Raw genomic sequence first — 22,294 nt, 5'->3', positions numbered from 1 at the left:
CCTCGAATGGCATCCCGAACCCCCCAGCGCAAAGCGCGCCAAACTGTTCGCGATGTCCTCGCACACCTGTTCGCGATGTCCCCGGTCCAAACAGGGGGGAGATTGGATGTCGCGCCTGCTTTCGCCAATCTCCGGCGTTGGAGAAAAGGTGCCGGGGCCCAAGCTGCCGATCTCCCCCCTTGCGGGGGAGATGTCCGGCAGGACAGAGGGGGGTGCCTCGCGCCCAACCGATCAATGACCTCCCGCCCCGCCATCGCGGCGCTCTTCGCCGCGCGCAACACCCATGCGGTCGAAGTCGCCGTGCTGCAGCCGGCCGACCCGTTCCTCGACATGGCCGGCGAGGATTTGCGCCGCCGCATCTTTCTCACCGAAAGCGAGACCGGGCAGACGCTTTGTCTGCGGCCGGAATTCACGATTCCGGTCTGCCTCGACCACATTGCCAGCCAAGCCGGCACGCCGCGCCGCTATTCCTATCTCGGCGAGGTGTTTCGCCAGCGCCGCGAGGGCGGCAACGAATTCTTCCAGGCCGGTATCGAGGACCTCGGCGACCGCGACACGGCCGCCGCCGACGCCCGCTCGCTGGCCGATGCGCATGCGCTGCTCTCGTTGGTGCTGCCCGGCCGCGAGCTGGTGGTCACGCTCGGCGACCAGACCATTTTCGAGGCGGTGCTGGCAGCACTCGGCCTGCCGCGCGGCTGGCGCATGCGGCTGGCGCGCGCCTTCGGCTCGGCGGCGATGCTGGAGGCAGCCCTTGCCGACCTCGCCAATCCGCCGCGCAACAGCCAGCTCGCCGGCGCGGTCGCCGCCCTTGTCCTTGATGGCGATCTGGACGCTCTTTCGGCGCATATCGCCGGCGGCATGGAAGAGGCCGGCCTGTCGGCAACGGCCGGGCGTTCGCCCTCCGAAATCGCGCGGCGCCTGGTCGAGAAGGCCGAATTGCGCAGCGTGCGGCTGTCGAACGAGGCATTTGCGGCGCTGAAGGGGTTTCTGGCGATCGACGTGCCGCTCGACAGCGCCGCCGGGGCGCTCGAAAGCTTTGCCGCCGATGCCGGCCTTTCGCTGGGCGCCGCGCTGGACAATTTTGCCGCCCGCGCGGCGGCCATCGAAAGCCTCGGCCTGCCGATGTCTGAAATCCGCTACGACGCTGCCTTCGGCCGCCCGCTCGATTACTACACCGGCCTGGTCTTCGAGATCGCGGCGCAGGATGGCGACCGGCCGCTCGCCGGCGGTGGCCGCTACGACCGGCTGCTGACGCTGCTCGGCGCAAAAACGCCGATCCCCGGCGTCGGTTTTTCCGTCTGGCTCGACCGCATCGAGGCGCTGCGGGAGAAGGCGCCATGATCACGCTGGCGCTGCCGTCGAAGGGCCGGCTCAAGGAGCAGGCGCTGGAGGTGCTGGCCAAGGCCGGGCTTGCCGTCAGCCTGCCCGGCGACGAGCGCAAATACCGCGCCCGTATCGATGGCATGGACGGCGTCGAAATAGCGTTCCTGTCCGCCTCAGAGATATCAAGCGAAATCGGCCAGGGCTCGGTCGATCTCGGCATCACCGGCGAGGATCTGCTGCGCGAAAACCTTGCCGATTGCGAGGCGCGCGCCGAAATCATCGCCCGCCTCGGTTTCGGCAATGCCGATGTCGTCGTCGCCGTGCCCGACATCTGGCTCGATGTCGACACGATGGCCGATCTCGACGACGTCGCCGCCGACTTCCGCCAGCGCCATGGCCGGCGGCTCAGGATCGCCACCAAATACTGGCGCCTGACCCAGCAGTTCTTTTCGCAAAAGCACGGCATCCAGGTCTATCGCATCGTCGAAAGCCTGGGCGCCACCGAAGGCGCGCCGGCGGCCGGATTGGCCGATATCGTCGTCGACATCACCACGTCAGGCTCGACACTGCGCGCCAACCATCTCAAAGTGCTGGCCGATGGCGTGATCCTGCGCTCGCAGGCCTGTCTCGTGGCGTCGAGGAAGATGCGCGCCGCGGCCGACGAGGCAACTTTGCGGGATATTGCAGCCAGGATGGCGTCGGTGGACGCAGGCTGACGCCGCCGATCTCCCCCCTTGAGGGGGAGATGTCGCCGAAGGCGACAGAGGGGGTCGGTACGTCTTGACGCGACTCTCCTGACCGACAGAACAGGCTGGAGCTCCACGCGTGGCGACCCCCTCTCGCCTGCCGGCCATTTCCCCCTCGAGGGGGGAGATAAGCAGCTACGCCGACCCGAAGCAATTTCCTGACATACAGCAATTTTGTTCTTGCTTTGTGCCGGCAGCTATGCTATTAATCTCGCTATGGTGCCAATTGGCCCAGAAGACCCGCCCGCCGAGGCGGGTTTTTTGTTTTTGGCCCTGACAGGCGAGTTCCAGCGCAAGCCCCACCATCGACGGGATTTCCACCATCCCGCCGGGCTGATAGGCTCGGTTGGTCTGCGGAGGACACGGCGATGCCGATCAATCTCGACGAGTTGAAGAATGCCACCAGCCTGCGCGGCAAGCGCGATGGCGGCTCGTTCATTGCGCCGGTCGACGGCACGGCGCATGTCTCGGGCGAGCGCAGCGTGCCGCTGCTCAACCTGACGATCCCGGCGCTGTTTGCCGATACGGTCAGCAAATACGGCACGCTCGATGCCGCCGTCTTCGTCGAGCAGGACAAGCGCTTTACCTGGGAGGAACTCTCGGAGACCGTCGATGCGCTGGCCGCCGGCTTCCTGGCGCTCGGCCTCGAGAAAGGCGATCGCGTCGGCATCTGGTCGCCGAACCGCTGGGAATGGCTGGTGACGCAATTCGCCACCGCCCGCATCGGCCTGATCCTGGTCAACATCAACCCGGCCTACCGGCTGGTCGAACTGGAATATGCCTTGAACAAGGTCGCTTGCCGAGCGCTCGTCACCGCCGCCAAGTTCAAGAGTTCCGACTATCTCGGCATGATCGAAACGCTGGCGCCGGAGATCGCCAAGGCCATCCCCGGCAAGCTCGACGCCAGCAAGCTGCCGGCGTTGAAAATCGTCATCCGCATGGACGAGGAGAGTTCGCCGGGCATGTTCAATTTCGCCGATGTGCTGGCGATGGCCGGGCGCGACGAGCATGACCGGCTCGACCGCATTTCCGACGGGCTGAAACCGGACGACGCCATCAATATCCAGTTCACCTCAGGCACGACCGGCGCGCCGAAGGGCGCGACGCTGACCCACAACAACATCGTCAACAACGGCAATTTCGTCACCGCGGCGATCCGGCTTACCGTCGACGACCTGCTGTGCATCCCGGTGCCGCTCTACCACTGCTTCGGCATGTCGATGGGCACGATGGGCTGCGTCACCAAGGGCGCGACCATGGTTTTCCCGAGCGAGGGGTTCGATGCCGGCGCCACGCTGAAGGCGGTGGCAACGGAACGCTGCACCGCGCTTTACGGCGTGCCGACCATGTTCGTCGGCCTGCTCGACCATCCGGATTTCGCTTCCTTCGATCTCACCAGCCTGCGCACCGGCATCATGGCCGGCTCGCCATGCCCGATCGAGGTGATGAAGAAGGTGGTGTCGCTGATGCACATGGCCGAGGTGACCATTGCCTACGGCATGACCGAGACCAGCCCGGTGTCCTTTCAGAGCAGCGTCGACGACCCCCTGGAAAAGCGCGTCTCGACCGTCGGCCGCGTCCATCCGCATGTCGAGGTCAAGGCGATAGACGCCGAAGGCGCCACCGTCGCGGTCGGCGCGCCGGGCGAGCTCTGCACGCGCGGCTATTCGGTGATGAAGGGCTATTGGGACGACGAGGCAAAGACCCGCGAGGCCATCGACGCAGAGGGCTGGATGCACACCGGCGACCTCGCCACCATCGACGCAGACGGCTATTGCAACATCGTCGGCCGGGTCAAGGACATGGTCATCCGCGGCGGCGAGAACGTCTATCCGCGCGAGGTCGAGGAATTCCTCTATCGCCACCCCAAGATCAAGGAGGTGCAGGTGTTCGGCATTCCCGACCCGAAATACGGCGAGGAGCTATGCGCCTGGATCGTGCTGAAGCCCGGCCAGATCACCACGGAGCAGGACATCAAGGCGTTCTGCGCCGGCCAGATCGCCCATTTCAAGATCCCGCGCTATATCCGCTTCCGCACCGAATTGCCTATGACGGTGACCGGCAAGCCGCAGAAATTCCTGATGCGCCAGGCGATGATCGATGAACTGGGATTGGTGACGCAGAAGACGGCTTGAGAAGGCTTGCGTCTACGCGTGACGGAGGCGTTGTTTGGGCAACGTATTGAGGGGGTGTTCCATGCGGATTGGGTTAGGCGTGCTTTTCCTGGCAACGCAGCTGGCAGCGACCGCGGCGCTGGCGCAGACGGCGGCCGAGCGTGAGGCCTGCCAGGCAGATTACCAAAAGTTGTGCAAGGGCCTGCTGCCGGGCGGTGGCCGCGTCGTCAAATGCCTGGCCGGTCACATGAGCGAGCTGACGCCCGAATGCAGGAAGGTCGTCAAGGCCAACACGCCCGGCTAGCGCGCGAGCTTCCCTGCGGGTGACATGATGTTTCGGACCAGGGGACAGGCGAGGTGTGCGGGGGCACGAGGATTCTTGCGAAGAGGACCCCCATCCCTGACCCTCCCCACAAGGGGGAGGGGGACTTTCGGTGGCGCCGACCTTTGCAAATTGCCTGCGTTTCGTTGCCAAAAGGAAAGCAAGGGCGCGCGGCAGCGTTCCCTCCCCCTTGTGGGGAGGGTTAGGGTGGGGGTCCATTTTCGCAAGACTCAAATGCGATTGCCCTTCCCCTTGAAGGGGTGGGGTACGCTGCGATGGGGCTCGTCATGACCTGTCATATGCGATTCCTCTGGATGGTCGCGGTGCGCAACAGTGGTTGCAAATCGCCCTTCCACGGGATTCGCGGGAAGGCAAAACGGTGACAATGAGTGGTTTCGCAAGATCGGCGGTTTCCTACGGCATGCCGTTGGCCGCGCTGGCGATGGCTGTCGCGGTCAGGGCCAGCGGCGTGTCGGTGGACGAAGGGTCGCTGGGCACCAGGATATTTATCGGCGCGCTGTCGAGCGCGATCATGTTCATCACCATTTTCGTGGTGCTCGACCACGCCGAGGCGGTGGCCCGGCGGGTAGGCGAGCCGTACGGCACGTTGGTGCTGACCATCGCCGTGACGGCAATCGAAGTGTCGATCATCGTTTCCATCATGCTGCACGGCGCGAACAACCCGACGCTTGCACGCGAATCCGTGTTCTCGACGGTGATGATCACCTCCACCGGTGTTGTCGGCATGTGCCTGACGTTTGGCGGCTGGCGCCATCGCAAGCAGGCAATCGTGCGCCAAGGCACCAGCGCCTATCTGGCGGTTCTGGTCGCGCTGAGCGTCATGACGCTCATTCTGCCGACCTACACGCGAACCACCGATCCCGGCACGTTCTCGGCGGCTCAGCTTGGCTTCGTCAGCGTGTTGTCAGTGCTGCTGTATGCCGGTTTTCTGTTCGCGCAGACTGTCCGCCACCGCGACGATTTCATCGACGCACAAGCACACGGCGCCACAGTGCGAACCGACGCCCACGAAAGCCTCGCCGCCGGCGCTATTCTCCTGCTGATCGGGCTGATCGGCATTGTCATGCTGGCCGAGCAAGTCGCCGCAAGCGTCGAAGATGCGCTCATTGCCTATGAGGTGCCGCAGGCCGACGCCATTGTCGGCGCGATGATCGCCGGGCTGGTGTTGATGCCGGAGGCGATTTCGGCGGTCCGTGCCGCACTCAACAACGAGCTGCAGCGCGGCCTGAACGTCGCCATGGGTTCGGCCTGCGCGACGATCGGCCTGACAATACCGGGCATAGCCGCCGCCAGCCTGCTCACCGGAAGAGGGCTGACCCTGGGTCTGCCACCGACCGACGTGGTGCTTTTGGTCCTGGCGCTTTTCATCTGCAATGTAAGCTTTAGCACGGAGAGAACGACGTTCCTGACCGGGTTGGTGCATCTGGTGGTGTTTTGCACGTATGTGTTTTTGATATTTGTGCCGTGAGGGGGTGGGGGGCGCAGATGGACTAGAACGCCGCCTTGTAGATGGCGAAGCGGATCGTGCCGCTGTCGGCGCTGTCAATCAAGCTTGGTGCTATATTATTGCAGTGACCCTGCCCGACGCATCGAGGCGACAACTGACTTGCGCCTGCCGGACTTCGATGCCGCCTTCTCTTGCGTAGTCTATTCGCACCTCGATCGGCGCCGTGATTGCACCCCGACGCTGACGCAAGGCGCCTGCGCTTGCCGCGTGGACACGGACGGCGCCCAGCGGCGTTGCAGCGGCCATGATCGCCGCGCGGCAGGCTCGCACGACCGCAACAGGCGTACCGGGTTTCGCTGTCAGTGGCCCCAGAGATCCAAACGGATACCCCTTGGTGAAGTCACCCTCACCGGCTTTGGAAGGCCTGAGGACGGGTGGCAGCACGATGAATTGCCTGGCGGTCTTGGCAGAGGCAGGGGCCGTCGCTGCAGTCGAACTGTCGGGTGCGGTAGCCGCCTCGTTTTCGGCGGACGGATCGTCGCCCACACTGGCACTTGTGCTTGTGTCACCAACGTTGCCGCTGGCACCAACGCCTGCGTCGACTGACCCGTCATCTGCACCGACCGAAGCTCCAACATTTGCTCCGCCTACGCCGTCGACGCTCGTGCCCGCCCCGACAGATACGCCTTGCGAACCGGCGCTCACTCCAGCACCGACTCCGACACCGCCGGCGCTACCGCCCACGCCTCCTTCAAGTGCCGAGGCAGGCCCAATTGTAGTCCCGATCACCAACGCAGCTGCGACATACTTGTTCATAGTCGTCTCCCCTGCGGCTTTCGCTCACTAGTCTTCACTCGCGCGGCTCGAGCTTTTTGATGGCCGTGTTGGAAGCAATGCTGCGGGAAGAGGTATGGTTGCCAGCAGAGCAGTTTGCGGCGACTTTTGGACCTTCACTCTCTGTTTTTCCGGCAAGCCCGGTTTACGGGCTGGTTTGGCGCCCGAACGCGATAACCTACTTGCAAGTGCACTCGCGGGGGTACGTGTTTTCGGCGCGCGCTCCACAGCCGCAGTCCGACGCTTACCCTTGACAGTATCAATTGCCTCACGCGCCGCACTGAGGCTGCGGGCTAGGCCGATAGCCCTTTCACGCTCTTGGTCGAGCGCCGCACTCAATGCTACCGAATTCTGCTTTAAAGCATCGCGTTCCTGGCGAACAATATCGAGGTCACGTACAGCTGAATCTGCTCGTTCGCGTCCCAATTCAAGCGTTTCTCGAACCTGCTTTAGAGCGGCCTCGGCCACCTGTCGGTCCCTTATGGCGTTGGCCTGCTCGACGGCTGCCAGATTTGCGCCTGTCTTCAGAGCATCGATAGTTTGGCGAGCCGTGGCAAGTTCTTGTTCCAAGAGCTCAACCTTGTGCCGCTCGTCATCAAGCGCTCGCTTCGCAGCAAGCTGGGAGGCTTCCATAGAGGGGTGCGCGCCAAGCGCGGCGGCCTGCTCGCTGTTCCAGAGACTGGCTTCAGCTCTGTAGCTTTCGATAACGCGCTGCGCCGTCTCCAGATCGAGCGCGAGCGCTTCGTCTGTTCGCTGCTGCTCTTTTAGGGCTTGTGCTTGCTGAGCCACCGTGTCTGCCAGCACGTGTGCTTGGGCGCTTAGCTCACGTATGCTGCGCTGCATGACGTCTAGCTCCGCTCGTGCTGCGGCCAATTCGCGGCGTAAAGCCACTTCATGCTCGCCCAGGCGCGTTTGCGCACCCTCCTTGAGTGCCTGTGTTTCGCTGAGCACCAGCTCTCTAGATAGACAGGATCCGAGCGCGCTCGGTTGTGGCTTGCCCGGTTCTTTGTCGACCTTGGTATGTTCGGAAACCACGACCGACGAGCTGTCGTTAGCCATGGCAACCGCTGGCGCTTCGGGCGCCAACTGACCATTTGCCGGAGATGCCAACAGCAGAACGAGGCATAGCGGAATGAGGGACGGCACGCCGTTATACCCCCTGCCGCTTATCTGGTGAGGTAAAATCAATGGCCGTCGTTTAATAAAGGTGAAGTCACAGCGGAGACATTTTGACCTGGTAGTCTGCACATGATTCATCACTGAACCTCAACGATCGCAGCCCTCACCGCTATTGTATTCTCCACTTACTGCACGCCGCGGCGCCGTGGATGCCGCACCAAAAAGATCAATGCTAGTGAAGCACCCTCGGCAACGCCAAAGCGCGGATTCGCGCAAAGGCTGTTTCGTATTTCCTTAGTTGTCATCATTCGAACAAACGGAACTTTCGGCTTTCGGGATGACCATCTTCTCTCCCCAACGGCTGTGATGCGGCGCAAAGCAGCCATTCAGGCTGCGAAGGTCGACCTCGGGTCACACCAGACTTTCCATTTTCACGGTACGGCGCATCTCCCCCTCCAATGCCGCCGCCTCCGACCGACGAATATTTGTTGCCAGTTTCACACCTCGTCGTGCTGGATCTTGTCGCGACGCCAAGCACCGTCCATGACTGCCGCACCGTTCGCAGATCTCTGCCGCCAGCGGAACCGACCGCCATCCAACCGGTTAATCGGTATGAAGCTTCCACCAACCCCAAGGGCGCACCATGAGCATTCTGCAAACCACGAAGAAAGCCGTCGAGCAGGTCACTGGTATCGCCAGACCGGACAGGCGAGAGGTTGCCGACCTCCTGAGGCCGCGCAAACCAAACGCGTTTCGGTTCAGCGATGATGGCCTGGTGCCCAACCATCCGTTCTGGCCGCTTGTCGTCTATCGCGGCGCTGTGAAGCTGCCCGAAGACTTCGATCCGGCGGCCGTCATGGAGGCGCTTTTCGAAGCAAATGGCTGGGGCGATAGCTGGCGCAACGGCATCTACGGTTACGTCCACTACCATTCGCGCATCCACGAGGTGCTGGGCGTTGCGCGCGGCACGGCCAAGGTCCGCTTTGGCGGCAGCAAGGGACGAACGCTGTCGCTGAAGGCCGGCGACGTCGCGGTGCTTCCGGCCGGCACCGGGCACCAGCGTCTTTCCGCATCCGACGATTTTCTGGTCGTCGGCGCCTATCCTCCATCCGGCACCTATGACCTGTGTACGACCGCTGCCGATCATGACAGGGCGGTCGTCACGATCCCCAGGGTCGGCCGGCCGCGCAAGGACCCTGTCTACGGAAGCAAAGGCCCGTTGCTCGCAGCCTGGGAAAAAGGTTGAAGTCGTCCCTTTCGAAGGGGGCCTGCGGGTCCGCTTCGGGGCTAACCGGACCCAACATGCGCCGCTCTACGCCGCCAGCACCGCCGCATCCAGCCCGCGGATGATCTTGGCCAGTTCGACGCATTCGTCGTGGCGCACCTTGTTGCGCCGCCAAGCGAGGCAGATCGTGCGCTGCGGCATCGGCTCCTGGAAAGGCACGATCTTCAGGTCGGGGATAGTGCTGGCCGGCCCTGCCGCCATTTCCGGGATGAGCGTGACGCCGAGCCCGTGCGCCACCATCTGCAAGAGCGTCGTCAGGCTGGTCGCGCCGTAGCTTGCCATCGCCACCGGCCGCACGCTGCCGCAGACGGCGAGCGCCTGTTCGCGCAGGCAATGGCCTTCCTCCAGCAGCATCAGCCTTTCCAGCGCGGGGCTTTCCGGCGGCACCGGCGGTGAGGCGAAGGCGGGGTCGCCGGCCGGCACGGCAAGGAAGAACCGGTCCGAGAAAAGTTCTTCGGTGACCAGGCCCGGGTAATCGAGGGGCAGTGCCGCGACGAAGGCGTCGAGCTTTCCCGAGTTGGTGTCGTCGACCAGCGACGCAGTCACCGCCTCGCGCAGTTCCAGCTGTAAGGCCGGGAAATGCCGTTTCAGCTCCGGCAGCACATGCGGCAGGAGATAGGGCGCCACCGTCGGGATGATGCCGAGCCGGAAGCGGCCTTCCAGCGCCGGGCGGCCGCGCCGGGCCGTCGCCTCGACGTCGCGGACGTCGGCAAGAATGCGCTCGATGCGCGGCAGCAAGCCCTGCGCCTCGTCGGTCATCCGCACCGCCTTGCCGCCGCGCTCGAACAGACGACAATTGAGCCGCAGCTCCATCTCGGCGATCTGCGAAGACAGCGCCGGCTGGCTGACGCCAGCGAGCTTGGCGGCGCGGCCGAAATGCAGCGTCTGCGCCAGCGCCTCGAAATAATGCATCTGCCGGACGGTCAAACCGATCATAAGAAAAACCTATCAGAATAAACAGCAAAGGCAATTTGTGTTTATCGGCCGGGCAGGCTAGTCTGGAACCATTCCAGGATGGCGCGGCTCGCTGGCCCTGCCCGGAAAATCAACAAAATCCCGGAAAATCAACAAATCGGAGGCAAAGATGGACGCGAAAACCGACGACAACAGCGCCGGCAAATGCCCGGTCCCACATGGATCGGCCAGGAGGAGCAACCGTGACTGGTGGCCAAACCAGCTCGACCTTGGCGTCCTCCACCAGCAGTCCAGCCTCTCGGATCCGATGGACGAGGACTTCGACTACGCCAAGGAATTCAAGAGCCTCGATCTCGATGCGGTGATCGGGGATCTGCACCAGGTGATGACCGATTCGCAGGATTGGTGGCCGGCCGATTTCGGCCATTACGGCCCGCTCTTCATCCGCATGGCCTGGCACAGCGCCGGCACCTATCGCATCGGCGACGGCCGTGGCGGCGCCGGCGCCGGTCAGCAGCGTTTCGCGCCGCTCAACAGCTGGCCGGACAACGCCAATCTCGACAAGGCGCGCCGGCTGCTGTGGCCGGTCAAGCAGAAATACGGCAGGAAGATCTCCTGGGCCGACCTGTTGATCCTCACCGGCAACGTCGCGCTGGAATCGATGGGCTTCAAGACCTTCGGCTTCGCCGGCGGCCGCGCCGACGTCTGGGAGCCCGAGCAGGACGTGGACTGGGGATCGGAAACCAAGTGGCTCGCCGACGAGCGCTATTCCGGCGACCGCGAACTTCACGGCCATCTCGGCGCCGTGCAGATGGGGCTGATCTACGTCAACCCGGAAGGGCCGAACGGCACGCCCGATCCATTGGCTGCGGCGCGCGACATCCGCGAAACCTTCGCTCGCATGGCCATGAACGATGAGGAAACCGTGGCGCTCATCGCCGGCGGTCACACCTTCGGCAAGACCCACGGCGCCGGTGATGCATCGCTGGTCGGCCCGGAGCCGGAAGGCGCCGGCATCGAGGCGCAGGGCCTCGGCTGGTCGAGCAAGCACGCCACCGGCATTGCCGGTGACGCCATCACCTCGGGCCTCGAGGTGACCTGGACCACGACGCCGACCAAATGGAGCAACAACTTCTTCGACAATCTGTTCAACTACGAATGGGAGCTGACCAAGAGCCCGGCCGGCGCCCATCAGTGGACGCCCAAGGGCGGCGCCGGTGCAGGCACCGTGCCGGACGCCCACGATCCGTCGAAGCGTCGCGCCCCGGCGATGCTGACCACCGACCTCGCTTTGCGCGTCGACCCGGCCTATGAGAAGATCTCGCGGCGCTTCCATCAGAATCCTGATCAGTTCGCCGATGCCTTCGCCCGTGCCTGGTTCAAGCTGACCCATCGCGACATGGGTCCGGCCGTCCGCTATCTCGGCCCGCTCGTGCCGAAGGAAGAGCTGATCTGGCAGGATCCGATACCGCCAGTCGACCACGAACTGGTCAGCGAGCAGGATATCGCCTCGCTGAAGGCGAAGATCCTGGCCTCCGGCGTGTCCGTCTCAGAACTGGTCTCGACCGCCTGGGCCTCGGCCTCGACTTTCCGCGGCTCCGACAAGCGTGGCGGCGCCAACGGCGCCCGCATCCGCTTGGCGCCGCAGAAGGATTGGGAGGTCAACCAGCCGGCGCAACTGGCCAAGGTGCTCGAAAAGCTCGAAGGCATCCAGAGCGAGTTCAACGCAGCGCAGTTCGGCGGCAAGAAGATCTCGCTTGCCGACCTTATCGTCCTCGGCGGCGTAGCGGCGATCGAGAAGGCGGCGAAAGACGGCGGCCATGACGTGGGGGTGCCGTTCACGCCAGGCCGCATGGACGCCTCGCAGGAACAGACGGATGTCCAGTCCTTCGCCGCGCTCGAGCCGAAAGTCGATGGCTTCCGCAATTATGTCAGGGGCAAGCCGCCGATGTCGGTCGAAGCGATGCTGGTCGATCGGGCGCAGCTGCTGACCTTGACGGCGCCGGAGATGACGGTGCTCGTTGGCGGGTTGCGGGTGCTCGGCGCCAACACCGGTCAGTCGAAGCACGGGGTGTTCACCGACAGGCCGGGCACGTTGACCAACGATTTCTTCGTCAACCTGCTCTCCATGAACACTGTCTGGGATCCGGCGGCCGGCTCCGATGAAGTCTATGAAGCGCGCGACCGCAAGACCGGGGCGGTCAAGTGGACCGGCACCCGCGCGGATCTGATCTTCGGCTCGCATGCGCAGCTGCGGGCGCTGGCCGAGGTCTACGGGTCGGCGGACGCCGGGCAGAAGTTCGTCAGGGATTTCGTCGCGGCGTGGACCAAGGTGATGAACGCCGACCGTTTTGACCTGGCGGCCTGATCCGGGCATACGAATTTCTCGACGCAACAAAAAAGGCGCGGGCCTCGACCCGCGCCTTTTTTCGTTGGGCTTCCGAAAAGTCAGTCCTTCTCGAAGATACCGGCCTTGGCAACCACGCCGGCAATGGCGCCGCCGATCAGCGGCGCGACGATGAACAGCCACAGCTGGCCGATCGCCGCAGTTCCCGAAAACAGCGCCGGTCCGATCGAACGGGCCGGGTTGAGCGATGTGCCGGTCACCGGGATGATGGCGAAGTGCAGGCCGGCCAGCGTCAGGCCGATTACGAGGCCGGCGAAGGCCGTGGTGTGCTTGGCGTTGGTGACGCCGAGGATCACCGTGACAAAGGTGAAGGTGCCGATCAGCTCCCACAGCAAGGCCGAGCTGACGCCCCATTTCGTCACATCCCAGCCATTGGCGCCGAAGCCGCCGGTGTGGCCGCCGACCTGTCCGGAGACGATGATCCACAGTGCCAGCGACGCGATGATGGCGCCGATGACCTGCGCGATCCAATAGGGAATGACATCCCTGGCCGGCATCCGCCCGGCGAGGAACACACCGAGCGTCACCGCCGGATTGAGGTGCGCGCCCGAAATCGGGCCGATCGCATAGGCCGCCGCGATCAGGCCGATGCCGAACGCCAGACCGATACCTTCCTGGCCAAGCGGCAGCGCGCCGCCGAAGCCGCCCGTCACCACCGAAGCCGTGCCGATGAACACCAATAGAAACGTGCCTAGAACTTCCGCCAGATAAGTCTTCATTGCCCTCTCCTCGTATCGACCCGCGGCTCCGCCTTTTCTGCGACGCGAATCACCGCGCAAAGAGTATTCGCAACCGGAAAACTTGGAAAGCAGAGCAGTTTCGCAAGCCGCTATGCTTGTGAGCGCCAGACATGCACATTAGAGACTTGTAATTTATTGATGAATTGTTTGGTTACGCATGCCGGCGCCCGCTTGGTGGCGGCGGCTCGCGATGCACCAACCCACACTCGTCACCCCTTGCATGGATTGTCTCGCCGTCGGGGAAACAGAACTGTTTCAATCAGGACACGAAAAGCTCTAAGAGCAGGGCCGGATTTTGTTTTGCTGAGTAATGGAAGACGACAATGAGACTGGGCGGGCGGCTGGCGGCAGCCATTGAAGTGCTTGACGACATTGGCCGGCGCCACCGGCCGGTGGCCGATGCGCTGAAGGACTGGGGCCTGTCGCACCGCTTCGCCGGTGGCGGCGACCGCGCCGCGATCGGCAACATCGTCTATGACGCGCTGCGCCGCAAGCGCTCGGCCGGCTGGCTGCTCGGCGAGGACACGCCGCGCGCCATCGGCTTCGGCGCGCTGCTGCTCGAATGGGGCCAGACGGCGCAGTCGCTGAACGAGGTGCTCGAGGGCGACAGGTTCGCGCCGCCGCTGCTTACCGCCGACGAACTGACAACGCTCGGCGGTCGCCGGCTCGCCGATGCGCCGCCGGCTGTCAGGGCAGACATCCCCGACTGGTGCATGCCGCTGTTCGAGCGCGCGTTCGGCATGGCCTGGGTGGAAGAGGGTGCCGCGCTGGCGACACGCCCGCCGCTCGACCTCAGGGTCAATACGCTCAAGGCCGATCGCGGCAAGGTGCTGGCCGAGTTGGCGGAGACCGGCGCCAAGCCTGCGCGGATCGCGCCGCACGGCATCCGCATCCCGCCGATCGAAGGCGACGGCAGGCATCCGAACGTGCAGGCCGAGCCGGCCTTCCAGAAAGGCTGGTTCGAGGTTCAGGACGAGGGTTCGCAGATTGCGGCCGAACTGGCCGGCGCCGAACCTGGAATGCAGGTGCTCGATTTTTGCGCCGGCGCCGGCGGCAAGACGCTGGCGCTCTCCGCGGCGATGGACAATCGCGGCCAAATCTTCGCCCACGACGCCGAGAAGGCCAGGCTGGCGCCGATCTTCGACCGCATCCGCCGCTCGGAAAACCGCAATGTGCAGATCGTCACCAGGCCGGCCGAACTCGCGCCGCTCGGCAGGCATATGGACATCGTCCTGATCGATGCGCCCTGCACCGGCAGCGGCACGTGGCGGCGCCGGCCGGATGCCAAATGGCGGCTGACACAGAGGCAGCTCGACGCGCGCAAGGGCGAGCAGGAGACGATACTCGATGCCGCCAGCGACTTCGTCAAACCCGGCGGCCTGCTGGTCTACATCACCTGTTCGGTGTTCGACGAGGAAAATGGCGACCAGGTTTCGGCGTTCCGGGACCGCCATCCCGGTTTTGTCCCTGTCGATCACCGCCAGCTTTGGGACAGCCGTTTTGCGGGCCGCGAAGCGGTCATGCGGATAGGCGCTGCGGGCGGCATTTCGCTGTCACCGTTGCTGAGCGGCACCGACGGTTTCTATTTCTGCGCGCTGCGCCGCGCCGGCTGAACCATTGCCATGGACACAGAGCCGGGGCCGAATGCTGCAGTGCAGCATTTGCGATTGCCTGTCGCCCACCCCTCTGCGATAAATGACTTTGCAATAAGATTTGCCGAGAAACGAAGGGCGACGGCCATGGCAGCAAAGATCGTTCCTGCTCCCGATTATGAGGACCGCGTCAGGACGTCCTTTGCGCGCCAGAATGCGATGATGACGATTGGCGCCGAGCTGACGCTGGTGACGCCCGGCATCATCGAGATCGAAATGCCCTATTCTGCGGCACTGACCCAGCAGCATGGCTTTCTCCATGCCGGCGTCATTTCGACGGCTCTCGACTCGGCCTGCGGCTATGCGGCATTCTCGCTGATGCCGGAAAATTCCGGTGTGCTGACCATCGAGTTCAAGGTCAATCTGCTGGCGCCGGGCCGGGGCGAGCGTTTCCTGTTCCGCGGCTCGGTGACCAAGCCCGGCCGCACCATCATCGTCGCCGACGGCCAGGCCTATGCGTTCGCCGTCGATGGCGAGGCCAAGCTGATTGCCACAATGACCGGAACGATGATGACAGTGCTCGGCCGCGACGGTATCGAAGGCTGAGGAACGGGCAGGGGAGGATCGACGATCATGGCCGGCAAGGCACCTGGTGAGCTCACCCCGATCTCCGGCAAGTCCGTTCTCTTCGTCATGGCAGCCGAAGCCGAATACGGTCCACACCTGCAGCGGCTGTTCACGCCCCTGATGACCGGCGTCGGACCGGTCGAGGCCGGCGTCGGACTCAGCGCCGAACTGTCCCGGCTGCATGCCGGGATGGCGCTGCCCGATCTCGTCGTGTCGCTCGGGTCGGCAGGCAGCCGGACGCTGGAGCAGACGGAAATCTACCAGGCCGTTTCAGTCGCCTACCGCGACATGGACGCCTCGCCCCTGGGGTTCGAGAAGGGCGCCACGCCGTTCCTCGACCTGCCTGTCAGCGTGCCGCTGCCGTTCAGAGTTCCTGGCATCGGGCAAGCGACGCTGTCGACCGGTGCGGCAATCGTCACCGGCGCCGCCTACGACGCGATCGCGGCCGACATGGTCGATATGGAGACCTTCGCCTGCCTGCGCGCCTGCCAGCTGTTCGACGTGCCGCTTATCGGCCTGCGCGGCATTTCCGACGGGGCAGCCGATCTGAGGCATGTCGGCGACTGGACCGAATATCTGCACATCATCGACGAGAAGCTGGCCGCGGCGGTTCAGCTGCTGGAACAGGCGATCGCCTCCGGGGCGATCGAGTTTGATCTGTCGCGTGAAGATGCGGAATCGGAATGAGAGAGAGGCCTCGCAACCCATTGCGCCGACTCGTTTCTTTCTCTAAACGCTCGCCATGAAAACAGCCAATCATCCCGACACCGTCCTGATTGTCGATTTCGGCAGCCAGTTTACCCAGCTGATCGCCCGCCGCATCCGCGAGGCCGGCGTCTTTTCCGAGATCGTGCCCTTCCAGTCGGCCGAGGCGGCGTTCAAGCGCATCAATCCGAGGGCGGTGATCCTGTCCGGCGGCCCGGCCTCGACCGCCGACATCGGCAGTCCGCGCGCGCCGCAGATCGTCTTCGACGCCGGCGTGCCGGTGCTCGGCATCTGCTATGGCCAGATGGCGATGTGCGTGCAGATGGGCGGCGTCGCCGAAAGCTCCGATCATCGCGAATTCGGCCGCGCCTTCGTCGAGATCGCCAAGGACAGCCCGTTGTTCGAGGGCCTGTGGGCGCCCGGCCAGCGCCACCAGGTGTGGATGAGCCATGGCGACCGCGTCATCTCCCTGCCCAAGGGGTTCGAGGTGCTCGGAAAATCGGAGGGCTCGCCCTTCGCCATCTTCGGCAATGTCGAGCGCAAGATGTACGGCCTCATGTTCCACCCCGAAGTGGTGCATACGCCGGACGGCGCCAGACTGCTCCAAAACTTCGTCCACAACATCGCCGGTATTGAGGGCGACTGGACGATGCGCGCTTACCGCGAGCACGCGGTCGAGACGATCCGCAAGCAGGTCGGCAAGGGCAAGGTGATCTGCGCGCTTTCAGGCGGCGTCGATTCCTCTGTCGCAGCACTCCTGATCCACGAGGCCGTCGGCGACCAGCTTACCTGCATCCTCGTCGACCACGGGCTGATGCGCAAGGACGAGGCATCAGGCGTGGTGGAGATGTTTCGCCAGCATTACAATCTGCCCCTCATCCTGGTCGACGCTGCGGACCGTTTCATCGGCGCGCTCGAGGGCGAGTCGGACCCCGAGAAGAAGCGCAAGACCATCGGGCGGTTGTTCATCGAGGTGTTCGAGGAGGAGGCCGAGAAGCTCGGCGGCGCCGATTTTCTGGCGCAAGGCACCCTCTATCCCGATGTCATCGAAAGCGTCTCTTTCAGCGGCGGCCCGTCGGTGACGATCAAGTCGCACCATAATGTCGGCGGCTTGCCCGAACGCATGAACATGCAGCTGATCGAGCCGCTGCGCGAATTGTTCAAGGACGAGGTGAGGGCGCTCGGCAAGGAGCTCGGCCTGCCCGACAGCTTCATCGGCCGGCATCCGTTCCCCGGTCCCGGTCTTGCCATCCGCTGCCCGGGCGGCATCACCCGCGAAAAGCTGGAGATCCTGCGCGAGGCCGACGCCATCTATCTCGACGAGATCCGCAAGGCCGGCCTCTACGACGCCATCTGGCAGGCTTTCGCCGTGCTGCTGCCGGTGCAGACCGTCGGCGTGATGGGCGACGGCCGCACCTACGAGTTCGTCTGCGCGCTGCGCGCCGTCACCTCGGTCGACGGCATGACAGCGGATTTCTACCACTACGACATGGCCTTCCTCGGTGCCGCCGCTACGCGCATCATCAACGAAGTGCGCGGCATCAACCGCGTCGCCTACGACGTAACGAGCAAGCCCCCAGGTACAATCGAGTGGGAGTGACGAGGAGTACTGCGGAGTAGAAGAGAATCGAGCAGCATGTTTAAAGCGATGTTGGCTCGGCGATAATAGTCAATAGTCCCAGCCCCCGGCCACCCGGCGACGGCATAGACGAAGCATCTGGCCGATCGGCGAATGTCTGGAACGAACGTCCCACAGAGAAGGGTGGAGCAGCCTAGCCTTGCTGGGTTTGACACCCGGGCTCCGCGGCAACTGCCACCGGCGAGGCGTTGCATCTGGGGGCCACGTATCCTTTCGCTGGGTACATCCGTCTTAGCTGTTCATGGGCACGGTCATCCTTGACATCGCCCTCCTGGACGAATTGGAGCGTGACAAATGAACAGCAAGCAGAGCCTAGCGAACAAGATACACTACGAAACGCTCGCGGAGGCTTTCCGCAGCGGTCGAGAATCGCCACAGGAAGCATCCGAGTGGTCCGTTTTGACGGCAGAACCGGGCGGCGTCGATTACGTCGAGACGAACGTCGGCGACAAGACCGCGCTGTGGGTTCAGCCAAAAACGGCAGCCAAAGACCGGGTGATGCTTTACCTGCACGGCGGTGGCTATGTCGGCGGATCGATCTGGACCCATCGCAAGATGGTCGGACACCTTGCTAAGGCGATCGGCTGTTACGCTCTGCTCGCTACGTACGACTACGTTTTCCAGAGCAAGTTTCCGCGCCAAATCGAGCAGGCCGTGACCGCGTTCGAATGGCTCGCCGAGCAGGGTGTCGCGCCGAAGCACACCATAGCTGCAGGCGATTCCGCTGGTGCTGGCCTGATCGTTGCGGCGACGATGAAACTCCGCGATGCGGGACGGCCGCTGCCGGCCGCGATCCTCAGCATCTCTGGCTGGTATGATCTGTCGGCGAGCGGGCACTCCTACGAAAGCAACCGCGAGAAGGACGCCTTCTTCCAGAAGGCGGTCGTGGATATGCTGGTATCGCAAGTCCTTGCAGGGACCGATCCCCGGCATCCACTCGCCAGCCCGATCTTTGCCGATCTGAAGGGCCTGCCGCCGATCTATCTGCAAGTGGGCGGAGACGAAACCCTGCTCGACGACAGCCGAGCGCTCGCCGACCGCGCGAAAGCCGCCGGCGTCGAGGTGCGCTTAGACGTATTTCCGGGGATGCTGCACTCGTTCCAGATGATGGCCGGCCGCGCTCCGGAAGCCGACGACGCGATCGCGCGGTTGGCTCAATGGGTTCGCCCCAAGCTTGGTCCGGCCGCAACCGCGGCAACACGCGCTGAAGGTCAGGAGGTCGCATGACTGGCAAATTGAAACCAAGATGTGGCAGCTGAAGGACATGCCCGAGCGACCGACCGGCCTGTTCGATGCGCGATATCGCGCCTTCCTCGAGACGGTGTCAGGCGTCCGCGCCCAACTGCATCGCTACTGCGCCCGCATGACGGCCTCACGCCTGGACGGTGAGGATCTCGTGCAGGAGACGCTGTTCGAGGCCTATACGAACATTGAGACCCTCGACGATGTCCGCCGGCTGAAGCCCTGGCTGTTTCGCATCGCTCACAATCGCTGCATCGACCTTCTGAGGCGACGCGATGTGCGCGAGCGCGCGGAGCACGCCTATTCGGACGACATCGGCGTTGTCTCTGCAGAGCCGGCAGCGACCGATGCACGCCGCGCCATCGAACGGCTGGTTGGCCACTTGCCGCCCAAGGAGCGCGCCTGCATCCTCCTGAAGGACGTGTTCGACTATTCGTTGGAAGAGACCGCAGAACTCGTGGACTCGACGGTTGGGGGCGTCAAATCCGCGCTCTCCCGCGGACGGGCGAAGCTCGCCGACTTGCCCCCTGAACCTGCCGGTGAACCGAACCGTCCGCTTGATCCCGACACCGCGGGGCTCTTGCAGCGCTATGTTGATCTCTTCAACCGCCATGACTGGGATGGCGTGCGGAGCCTCACCAGCGCCGATGCTCGGTTGCGGGTCGCCGACTGCTTCGACGGCCTGCTCAGAAGTTCTCCCTATTTCGTCGAATACGAGCGAAACCCAGAGACGTGGACCATGGAGTTGGGGGCGATCGACGGAGAGCCTGTCCTGATCGTGCTCTTCCAGCGAGGCGACCGGTGGCAGGTCGCGTGGCCGGTTCGTGTCCATGTCGCCGGTCGCGTCATCGATCGCATCGAAGATTAATATGCCTGTCCATGGATGTTGGAAAACGCCGCGGAATCCGACCTGAAACTCATGACTGGGCCAGCCATTTTGGGAAGAGCATAAGGCGACGATTTCTCACTTCTGGCCTGGCGGAGTTACGATGGTGCGTCCTCAACGAAAAATCGTGGCGTGCAGCTTTGGCTGCGGTACCGATCGGTGTTCCGGACCTGATCGCATATCGTCGGATGGCACCGTCGCATCACCTATCAAATGTTATCCCGACTGCTGCCGGATCTGCGATGGAGAGAAGCGTCGACCGCATCCAGGCGGGAGCTTGGACCGCGGTAGATGCGAGCGTCTTTTATCGTTGGGAGAAAGATGAGGTGCCGCGATCTGTGCAAGCTCGGCCGCGCGCGCCGGCCCAATATTACGAAGCGCCTGGACGACGGTCCCGGCCAAGCTGCCCGGAGCAATCAAATGCTTATCCGGCCGCGTGGTCGTTGCCACCGTGCGCGGCGATGAACATGGCGACGGCCGACCGGCAATAGGATTCGATTTCGTTGTCGTCCTCTGCTCTCGCCTGATCGAAGCGTGCGATAATCAGGAGATCGGATCCCTTGAAAAGCGCGGCAAACAAGCGGGCGGACCGGAGAGGATCGGGCACGTTCAGAACCGCCTTCGCGTGCAACTGACGCAACAGGGCCTCGATTTGGGCGATGACATAGGCGGGGCCGGCTTCGTAATGGAGCCTGCTTAACGACTTTTGATTCGTCTTGTCGGCCATGATCATGGCTTCGACATTGCGGACGTCCGAGCTCAACAGCGTGCGAAGCAGGGATAATCCCACCGCCATGAGCTGATCTTCTGCCGAACCGTCGAGACCTTCAATAAGAGCCTGTGGTGCAAACTGATGACAGTGGGCCGCGATGGCCGCGCTGAACAGCGCCTCCTTGTTCTCGAAGTGCCGATAGATGCTGAGCTTGGATATTTTCGCCCGCTGGGCGACCTTGTCCAATGTCGTCGCTTGAAAACCCAATTCCACAAAGAGTTCGCACGCGGCGTCGACTATCGTTTGGCCAAGCGCCTCGTTGGCGGGCCGGCCGCGCCGACCCTGGCTGTTTTCGGTCACGACAATTCCAGTACTTGACAGTATCCTAATTCTTGCATTACGATACCATGTAGTATCTGAAATGTGCAAGCCAATGGGTAGGTTTCAACCTGTCCTCCAAATCAAGTTTCCCTGGGCCGCCCGGCGATATCGAATGCGGCATTGTCCGGCCGGTCAACACAGTGATGGGCGACTTTCTCGTCGATGCCGAAGCCCTGCTCGCTGCCCGTCTCGAGCGCGTATCGCTGGACGATATTTTGCGCCAGGCCCAGCCCAACCCCCTCCATCCACAACACGGAGTTTATCACCATGGATGACGTCATCATCATCGGCGGCAGCTTTGCCGGTCTCGCCGCTGCGCTTCAGCTCGGCCGTGCCCGCCGCAAGGTCACCGTTCTCGATACCGGCCTGCCGCGCAATCGCTTCGCCGGCCACTCGCATGGCCTGCTCGGTCACGATCACAAGCCACCGCTGGACATCCTGGCCGAGGCGCGGCAGCAGCTGGCGCGTTATCCCACGATCAGACTGGTCAGTGCCCGGGCCGACAGCGTCTCCGGCGCCATCGACGATTTCTCCGTCCTCACTGGCGATGGCGAAAGCCTTGCGGCGCGCCGCCTGATCCTGAGCTATGGCGTCGCCGACCAGATGCCTGATGTTCGGGGCTTTGCCGAAGGCTGGGGCACGTCCATCGTGCCCTGTCCCTATTGCGACGGCTTTGAAGTCGCCGGCCAGCATTGGGGCCTTGTCTGGTCCGGCCCGCAGTCGCACAATCAGGTAAGGCTGTTCCACGATTGGACCGACAGGTTGACGCTCTTCGCCGATGGTCACGACATTCCACCCGATATCCGGGCCGATCTGGCGCGCCGCAACATACCTGTCGTCTATGGCCGGATCACCGAGATCGCCCATCACGGGGGCCATATTGCCACCGTCAATCTCGATACCGGCCGCAATGTCGCAGTCGACATCCTGTTCGCCCATCCGCGCAACAAGCCGTCTGCAAGCCTGCATGAATCACTGGGCCTCGCCACGGTCGATACGCCCCTCGGCATCGCCCTCAAGGTCGACGAGCGCCGCGAAACCAGCATGCCCGGCATCTACGCCGCCGGCGACCTCGCCAACCCCCTCATGGCCTCGGTCACCACGGCATCATCGCACGGCGCGATGGCGGGTATCTTCGCCCAGCAGTCGATGCTGGTTTGAGGGCACAGATACCCTTCTCCGGTTGCCGCGGGCCATCATATTATGAAGGTTGCGGGCCGGTGCCACGGAAACGCGG

At 63.6% G+C, this 22,294-nt stretch carries 19 protein-coding genes and 1 pseudogene; 14 read left to right on the top strand and 6 right to left on the bottom strand.

What is annotated here, in order from left to right; translation table 11 throughout:
* The first annotated feature begins 234 nt into the window (after nucleotides 1-234).
* The 5 genes from NKH78_RS11020 to NKH78_RS11000 all read left to right on the top strand — a co-directional run bounded on the left by NKH78_RS11020 (nucleotide 235) and on the right by NKH78_RS11000 (nucleotide 5,994).
* On the top strand, nucleotides 235-1,341 hold the full coding sequence (locus NKH78_RS11020) for an ATP phosphoribosyltransferase regulatory subunit (RefSeq protein ID WP_352737302.1): 1,107 nt from the start codon (nucleotides 235-237) through the stop codon (nucleotides 1,339-1,341).
* Nucleotides 1,338-2,039, top strand: a complete 702-nt coding sequence (gene hisG / locus NKH78_RS11015) for an ATP phosphoribosyltransferase (protein ID WP_352778712.1) — start codon at nucleotides 1,338-1,340, stop codon at nucleotides 2,037-2,039. Before NKH78_RS11020 ends, hisG begins: the two co-directional genes overlap by 4 nt.
* Before the next feature lie 398 nt (nucleotides 2,040-2,437).
* Entirely contained in the window at nucleotides 2,438-4,204 is a 1,767-nt protein-coding gene (locus tag NKH78_RS11010; RefSeq protein WP_352737300.1) for an AMP-binding protein, read from the top strand.
* A 61-nt stretch (nucleotides 4,205-4,265) separates the two neighbouring features.
* Nucleotides 4,266-4,487, top strand: a complete 222-nt coding sequence (locus tag NKH78_RS11005; RefSeq protein ID WP_352737299.1) for a cysteine rich repeat-containing protein — start codon at nucleotides 4,266-4,268, stop codon at nucleotides 4,485-4,487.
* Between the two features lie 403 nt (nucleotides 4,488-4,890).
* Nucleotides 4,891-5,994 (top strand): calcium:cation antiporter, encoded by a 1,104-nt coding sequence (locus tag NKH78_RS11000; protein ID WP_352737298.1) that lies wholly within the window; start codon nucleotides 4,891-4,893, stop codon nucleotides 5,992-5,994.
* Nucleotides 5,995-6,816: 822 nt separating this feature from the next.
* Here NKH78_RS11000 and NKH78_RS10990 read toward each other — a convergent pair.
* A complete protein-coding gene (locus NKH78_RS10990) occupies nucleotides 6,817-8,064 on the bottom strand; it encodes a coiled-coil domain-containing protein (RefSeq protein WP_352737296.1) in 1,248 nt (415 codons plus the stop codon).
* Nucleotides 8,065-8,569: 505 nt separating this feature from the next.
* Between NKH78_RS10990 and NKH78_RS10985 the strand changes: the two genes are divergently transcribed.
* Complete coding sequence (locus NKH78_RS10985; RefSeq protein ID WP_352688499.1) at nucleotides 8,570-9,172, top strand: cupin domain-containing protein; 603 nt, start codon at nucleotides 8,570-8,572, stop codon at nucleotides 9,170-9,172.
* A gap of 66 nt (nucleotides 9,173-9,238) precedes the next feature.
* On the opposite strand, the gene NKH78_RS10980 is transcribed toward NKH78_RS10985, so the two are convergent.
* Nucleotides 9,239-10,147, bottom strand: a complete 909-nt coding sequence (locus NKH78_RS10980) for a hydrogen peroxide-inducible genes activator (protein WP_352737295.1) — start codon at nucleotides 10,145-10,147, stop codon at nucleotides 9,239-9,241.
* A gap of 148 nt (nucleotides 10,148-10,295) precedes the next feature.
* Here NKH78_RS10980 and katG point away from each other — a divergent pair, with 148 nt between their 5' ends.
* Entirely contained in the window at nucleotides 10,296-12,494 is a 2,199-nt protein-coding gene (gene katG / locus NKH78_RS10975; protein ID WP_352702036.1) for a catalase/peroxidase HPI, read from the top strand.
* Between the two features lie 80 nt (nucleotides 12,495-12,574).
* Here katG and NKH78_RS10970 read toward each other — a convergent pair whose 3' ends face one another.
* Entirely contained in the window at nucleotides 12,575-13,252 is a 678-nt protein-coding gene (locus NKH78_RS10970) for an MIP/aquaporin family protein (protein ID WP_254819333.1), read from the bottom strand.
* 344 nt (nucleotides 13,253-13,596) lie between these two features.
* On the opposite strand from NKH78_RS10970, the gene NKH78_RS10965 reads away from it, so the two are divergent.
* The 6 genes from NKH78_RS10965 (at nucleotide 13,597) to NKH78_RS10940 (ending at nucleotide 19,946) form a co-directional block, all read left to right on the top strand.
* On the top strand, nucleotides 13,597-14,886 hold the full coding sequence (locus NKH78_RS10965; protein ID WP_352737294.1) for an RsmB/NOP family class I SAM-dependent RNA methyltransferase: 1,290 nt from the start codon (nucleotides 13,597-13,599) through the stop codon (nucleotides 14,884-14,886).
* A gap of 126 nt (nucleotides 14,887-15,012) precedes the next feature.
* Nucleotides 15,013-15,471, top strand: coding sequence for a PaaI family thioesterase (locus NKH78_RS10960; protein ID WP_023677140.1), 459 nt, complete (start codon nucleotides 15,013-15,015; stop codon nucleotides 15,469-15,471).
* A gap of 27 nt (nucleotides 15,472-15,498) precedes the next feature.
* Entirely contained in the window at nucleotides 15,499-16,179 is a 681-nt protein-coding gene (locus NKH78_RS10955; RefSeq protein WP_352737293.1) for a 5'-methylthioadenosine/S-adenosylhomocysteine nucleosidase, read from the top strand.
* A gap of 55 nt (nucleotides 16,180-16,234) precedes the next feature.
* A complete protein-coding gene (guaA, locus tag NKH78_RS10950; protein WP_352737292.1) occupies nucleotides 16,235-17,797 on the top strand; it encodes a glutamine-hydrolyzing GMP synthase in 1,563 nt (520 codons plus the stop codon).
* Between the two features lie 333 nt (nucleotides 17,798-18,130).
* Complete coding sequence (locus NKH78_RS10945) at nucleotides 18,131-19,063, top strand: alpha/beta hydrolase (RefSeq protein WP_352737291.1); 933 nt, start codon at nucleotides 18,131-18,133, stop codon at nucleotides 19,061-19,063.
* 19 nt (nucleotides 19,064-19,082) lie between these two features.
* A complete protein-coding gene (locus NKH78_RS10940; protein WP_352737290.1) occupies nucleotides 19,083-19,946 on the top strand; it encodes a sigma-70 family RNA polymerase sigma factor in 864 nt (287 codons plus the stop codon).
* Between the two features lie 220 nt (nucleotides 19,947-20,166).
* On the opposite strand, the pseudogene NKH78_RS10935 reads toward NKH78_RS10940, so the two are convergent.
* From NKH78_RS10935 to NKH78_RS10925, 3 genes and pseudogenes are all read right to left on the bottom strand, one after another.
* Nucleotides 20,167-20,390, bottom strand: a pseudogene (locus NKH78_RS10935) (hypothetical protein); the annotation flags it as partial.
* The gene (locus tag NKH78_RS10930; protein WP_352737289.1) at nucleotides 20,389-21,036 is read right to left on the bottom strand and encodes a TetR/AcrR family transcriptional regulator; all 648 of its coding nucleotides are present in this window, start codon (nucleotides 21,034-21,036) and stop codon (nucleotides 20,389-20,391) included. The gene NKH78_RS10930 and the pseudogene NKH78_RS10935, both read right to left, overlap by 2 nt.
* A 101-nt stretch (nucleotides 21,037-21,137) precedes the next feature.
* Nucleotides 21,138-21,326 carry a hypothetical protein gene (locus tag NKH78_RS10925; protein WP_352688513.1) on the bottom strand — a complete coding sequence of 63 codons (189 nt, stop codon included), beginning with the start codon at nucleotides 21,324-21,326 and terminating at the stop codon, nucleotides 21,138-21,140.
* Between NKH78_RS10925 and NKH78_RS10920 the strand changes: the two genes are divergently transcribed.
* A complete protein-coding gene (locus NKH78_RS10920) occupies nucleotides 21,325-22,218 on the top strand; it encodes an NAD(P)/FAD-dependent oxidoreductase (RefSeq protein WP_352737288.1) in 894 nt (297 codons plus the stop codon). The genes NKH78_RS10925 and NKH78_RS10920 overlap by 2 nt on opposite strands.
* Nucleotides 22,219-22,294: the final 76 nt, after the last annotated feature.

The organism is Mesorhizobium sp. M0910, from assembly GCF_040319465.1.
Lineage (GTDB): Bacteria > Pseudomonadota > Alphaproteobacteria > Rhizobiales > Rhizobiaceae > Mesorhizobium.
The sequence above is the reverse complement of the archived record's forward strand: the minus strand, read 5'-3'. Positions and strand labels throughout refer to the sequence as shown.

Excerpts from the sequence above, each read along its gene's own strand:
- NKH78_RS11005 (WP_352737299.1), top strand. The coding sequence starts at position 4,266 with ATGCGGATTGGGTTAGGCGTGCTTTTCCTGGCAACGCAGCTGGCAGCG.
- hisG (WP_352778712.1), top strand. The coding sequence starts at position 1,338 with ATGATCACGCTGGCGCTGCCGTCGAAGGGCCGGCTCAAGGAGCAGGCG.
- NKH78_RS10985 (WP_352688499.1), top strand. The coding sequence starts at position 8,570 with ATGAGCATTCTGCAAACCACGAAGAAAGCCGTCGAGCAGGTCACTGGT.
- NKH78_RS10955 (WP_352737293.1), top strand. The coding sequence starts at position 15,499 with ATGGCCGGCAAGGCACCTGGTGAGCTCACCCCGATCTCCGGCAAGTCC.
- NKH78_RS11020 (WP_352737302.1), top strand. The coding sequence starts at position 235 with ATGACCTCCCGCCCCGCCATCGCGGCGCTCTTCGCCGCGCGCAACACC.
- NKH78_RS11010 (WP_352737300.1), top strand. The coding sequence starts at position 2,438 with ATGCCGATCAATCTCGACGAGTTGAAGAATGCCACCAGCCTGCGCGGC.
- NKH78_RS10960 (WP_023677140.1), top strand. The coding sequence starts at position 15,013 with ATGGCAGCAAAGATCGTTCCTGCTCCCGATTATGAGGACCGCGTCAGG.
- NKH78_RS11000 (WP_352737298.1), top strand. The coding sequence starts at position 4,891 with ATGAGTGGTTTCGCAAGATCGGCGGTTTCCTACGGCATGCCGTTGGCC.
- NKH78_RS10925 (WP_352688513.1), bottom strand. The coding sequence starts at position 21,326 with ATGGTGATAAACTCCGTGTTGTGGATGGAGGGGGTTGGGCTGGGCCTG.
- NKH78_RS10965 (WP_352737294.1), top strand. The coding sequence starts at position 13,597 with ATGAGACTGGGCGGGCGGCTGGCGGCAGCCATTGAAGTGCTTGACGAC.
- NKH78_RS10980 (WP_352737295.1), bottom strand. The coding sequence starts at position 10,147 with ATGATCGGTTTGACCGTCCGGCAGATGCATTATTTCGAGGCGCTGGCG.
- NKH78_RS10970 (WP_254819333.1), bottom strand. The coding sequence starts at position 13,252 with ATGAAGACTTATCTGGCGGAAGTTCTAGGCACGTTTCTATTGGTGTTC.
- katG (WP_352702036.1), top strand. The coding sequence starts at position 10,296 with ATGGACGCGAAAACCGACGACAACAGCGCCGGCAAATGCCCGGTCCCA.
- NKH78_RS10945 (WP_352737291.1), top strand. The coding sequence starts at position 18,131 with ATGAACAGCAAGCAGAGCCTAGCGAACAAGATACACTACGAAACGCTC.
- guaA (WP_352737292.1), top strand. The coding sequence starts at position 16,235 with ATGAAAACAGCCAATCATCCCGACACCGTCCTGATTGTCGATTTCGGC.
- NKH78_RS10940 (WP_352737290.1), top strand. The coding sequence starts at position 19,083 with ATGTGGCAGCTGAAGGACATGCCCGAGCGACCGACCGGCCTGTTCGAT.
- NKH78_RS10920 (WP_352737288.1), top strand. The coding sequence starts at position 21,325 with ATGGATGACGTCATCATCATCGGCGGCAGCTTTGCCGGTCTCGCCGCT.
- NKH78_RS10990 (WP_352737296.1), bottom strand. The coding sequence starts at position 8,064 with ATGAATCATGTGCAGACTACCAGGTCAAAATGTCTCCGCTGTGACTTC.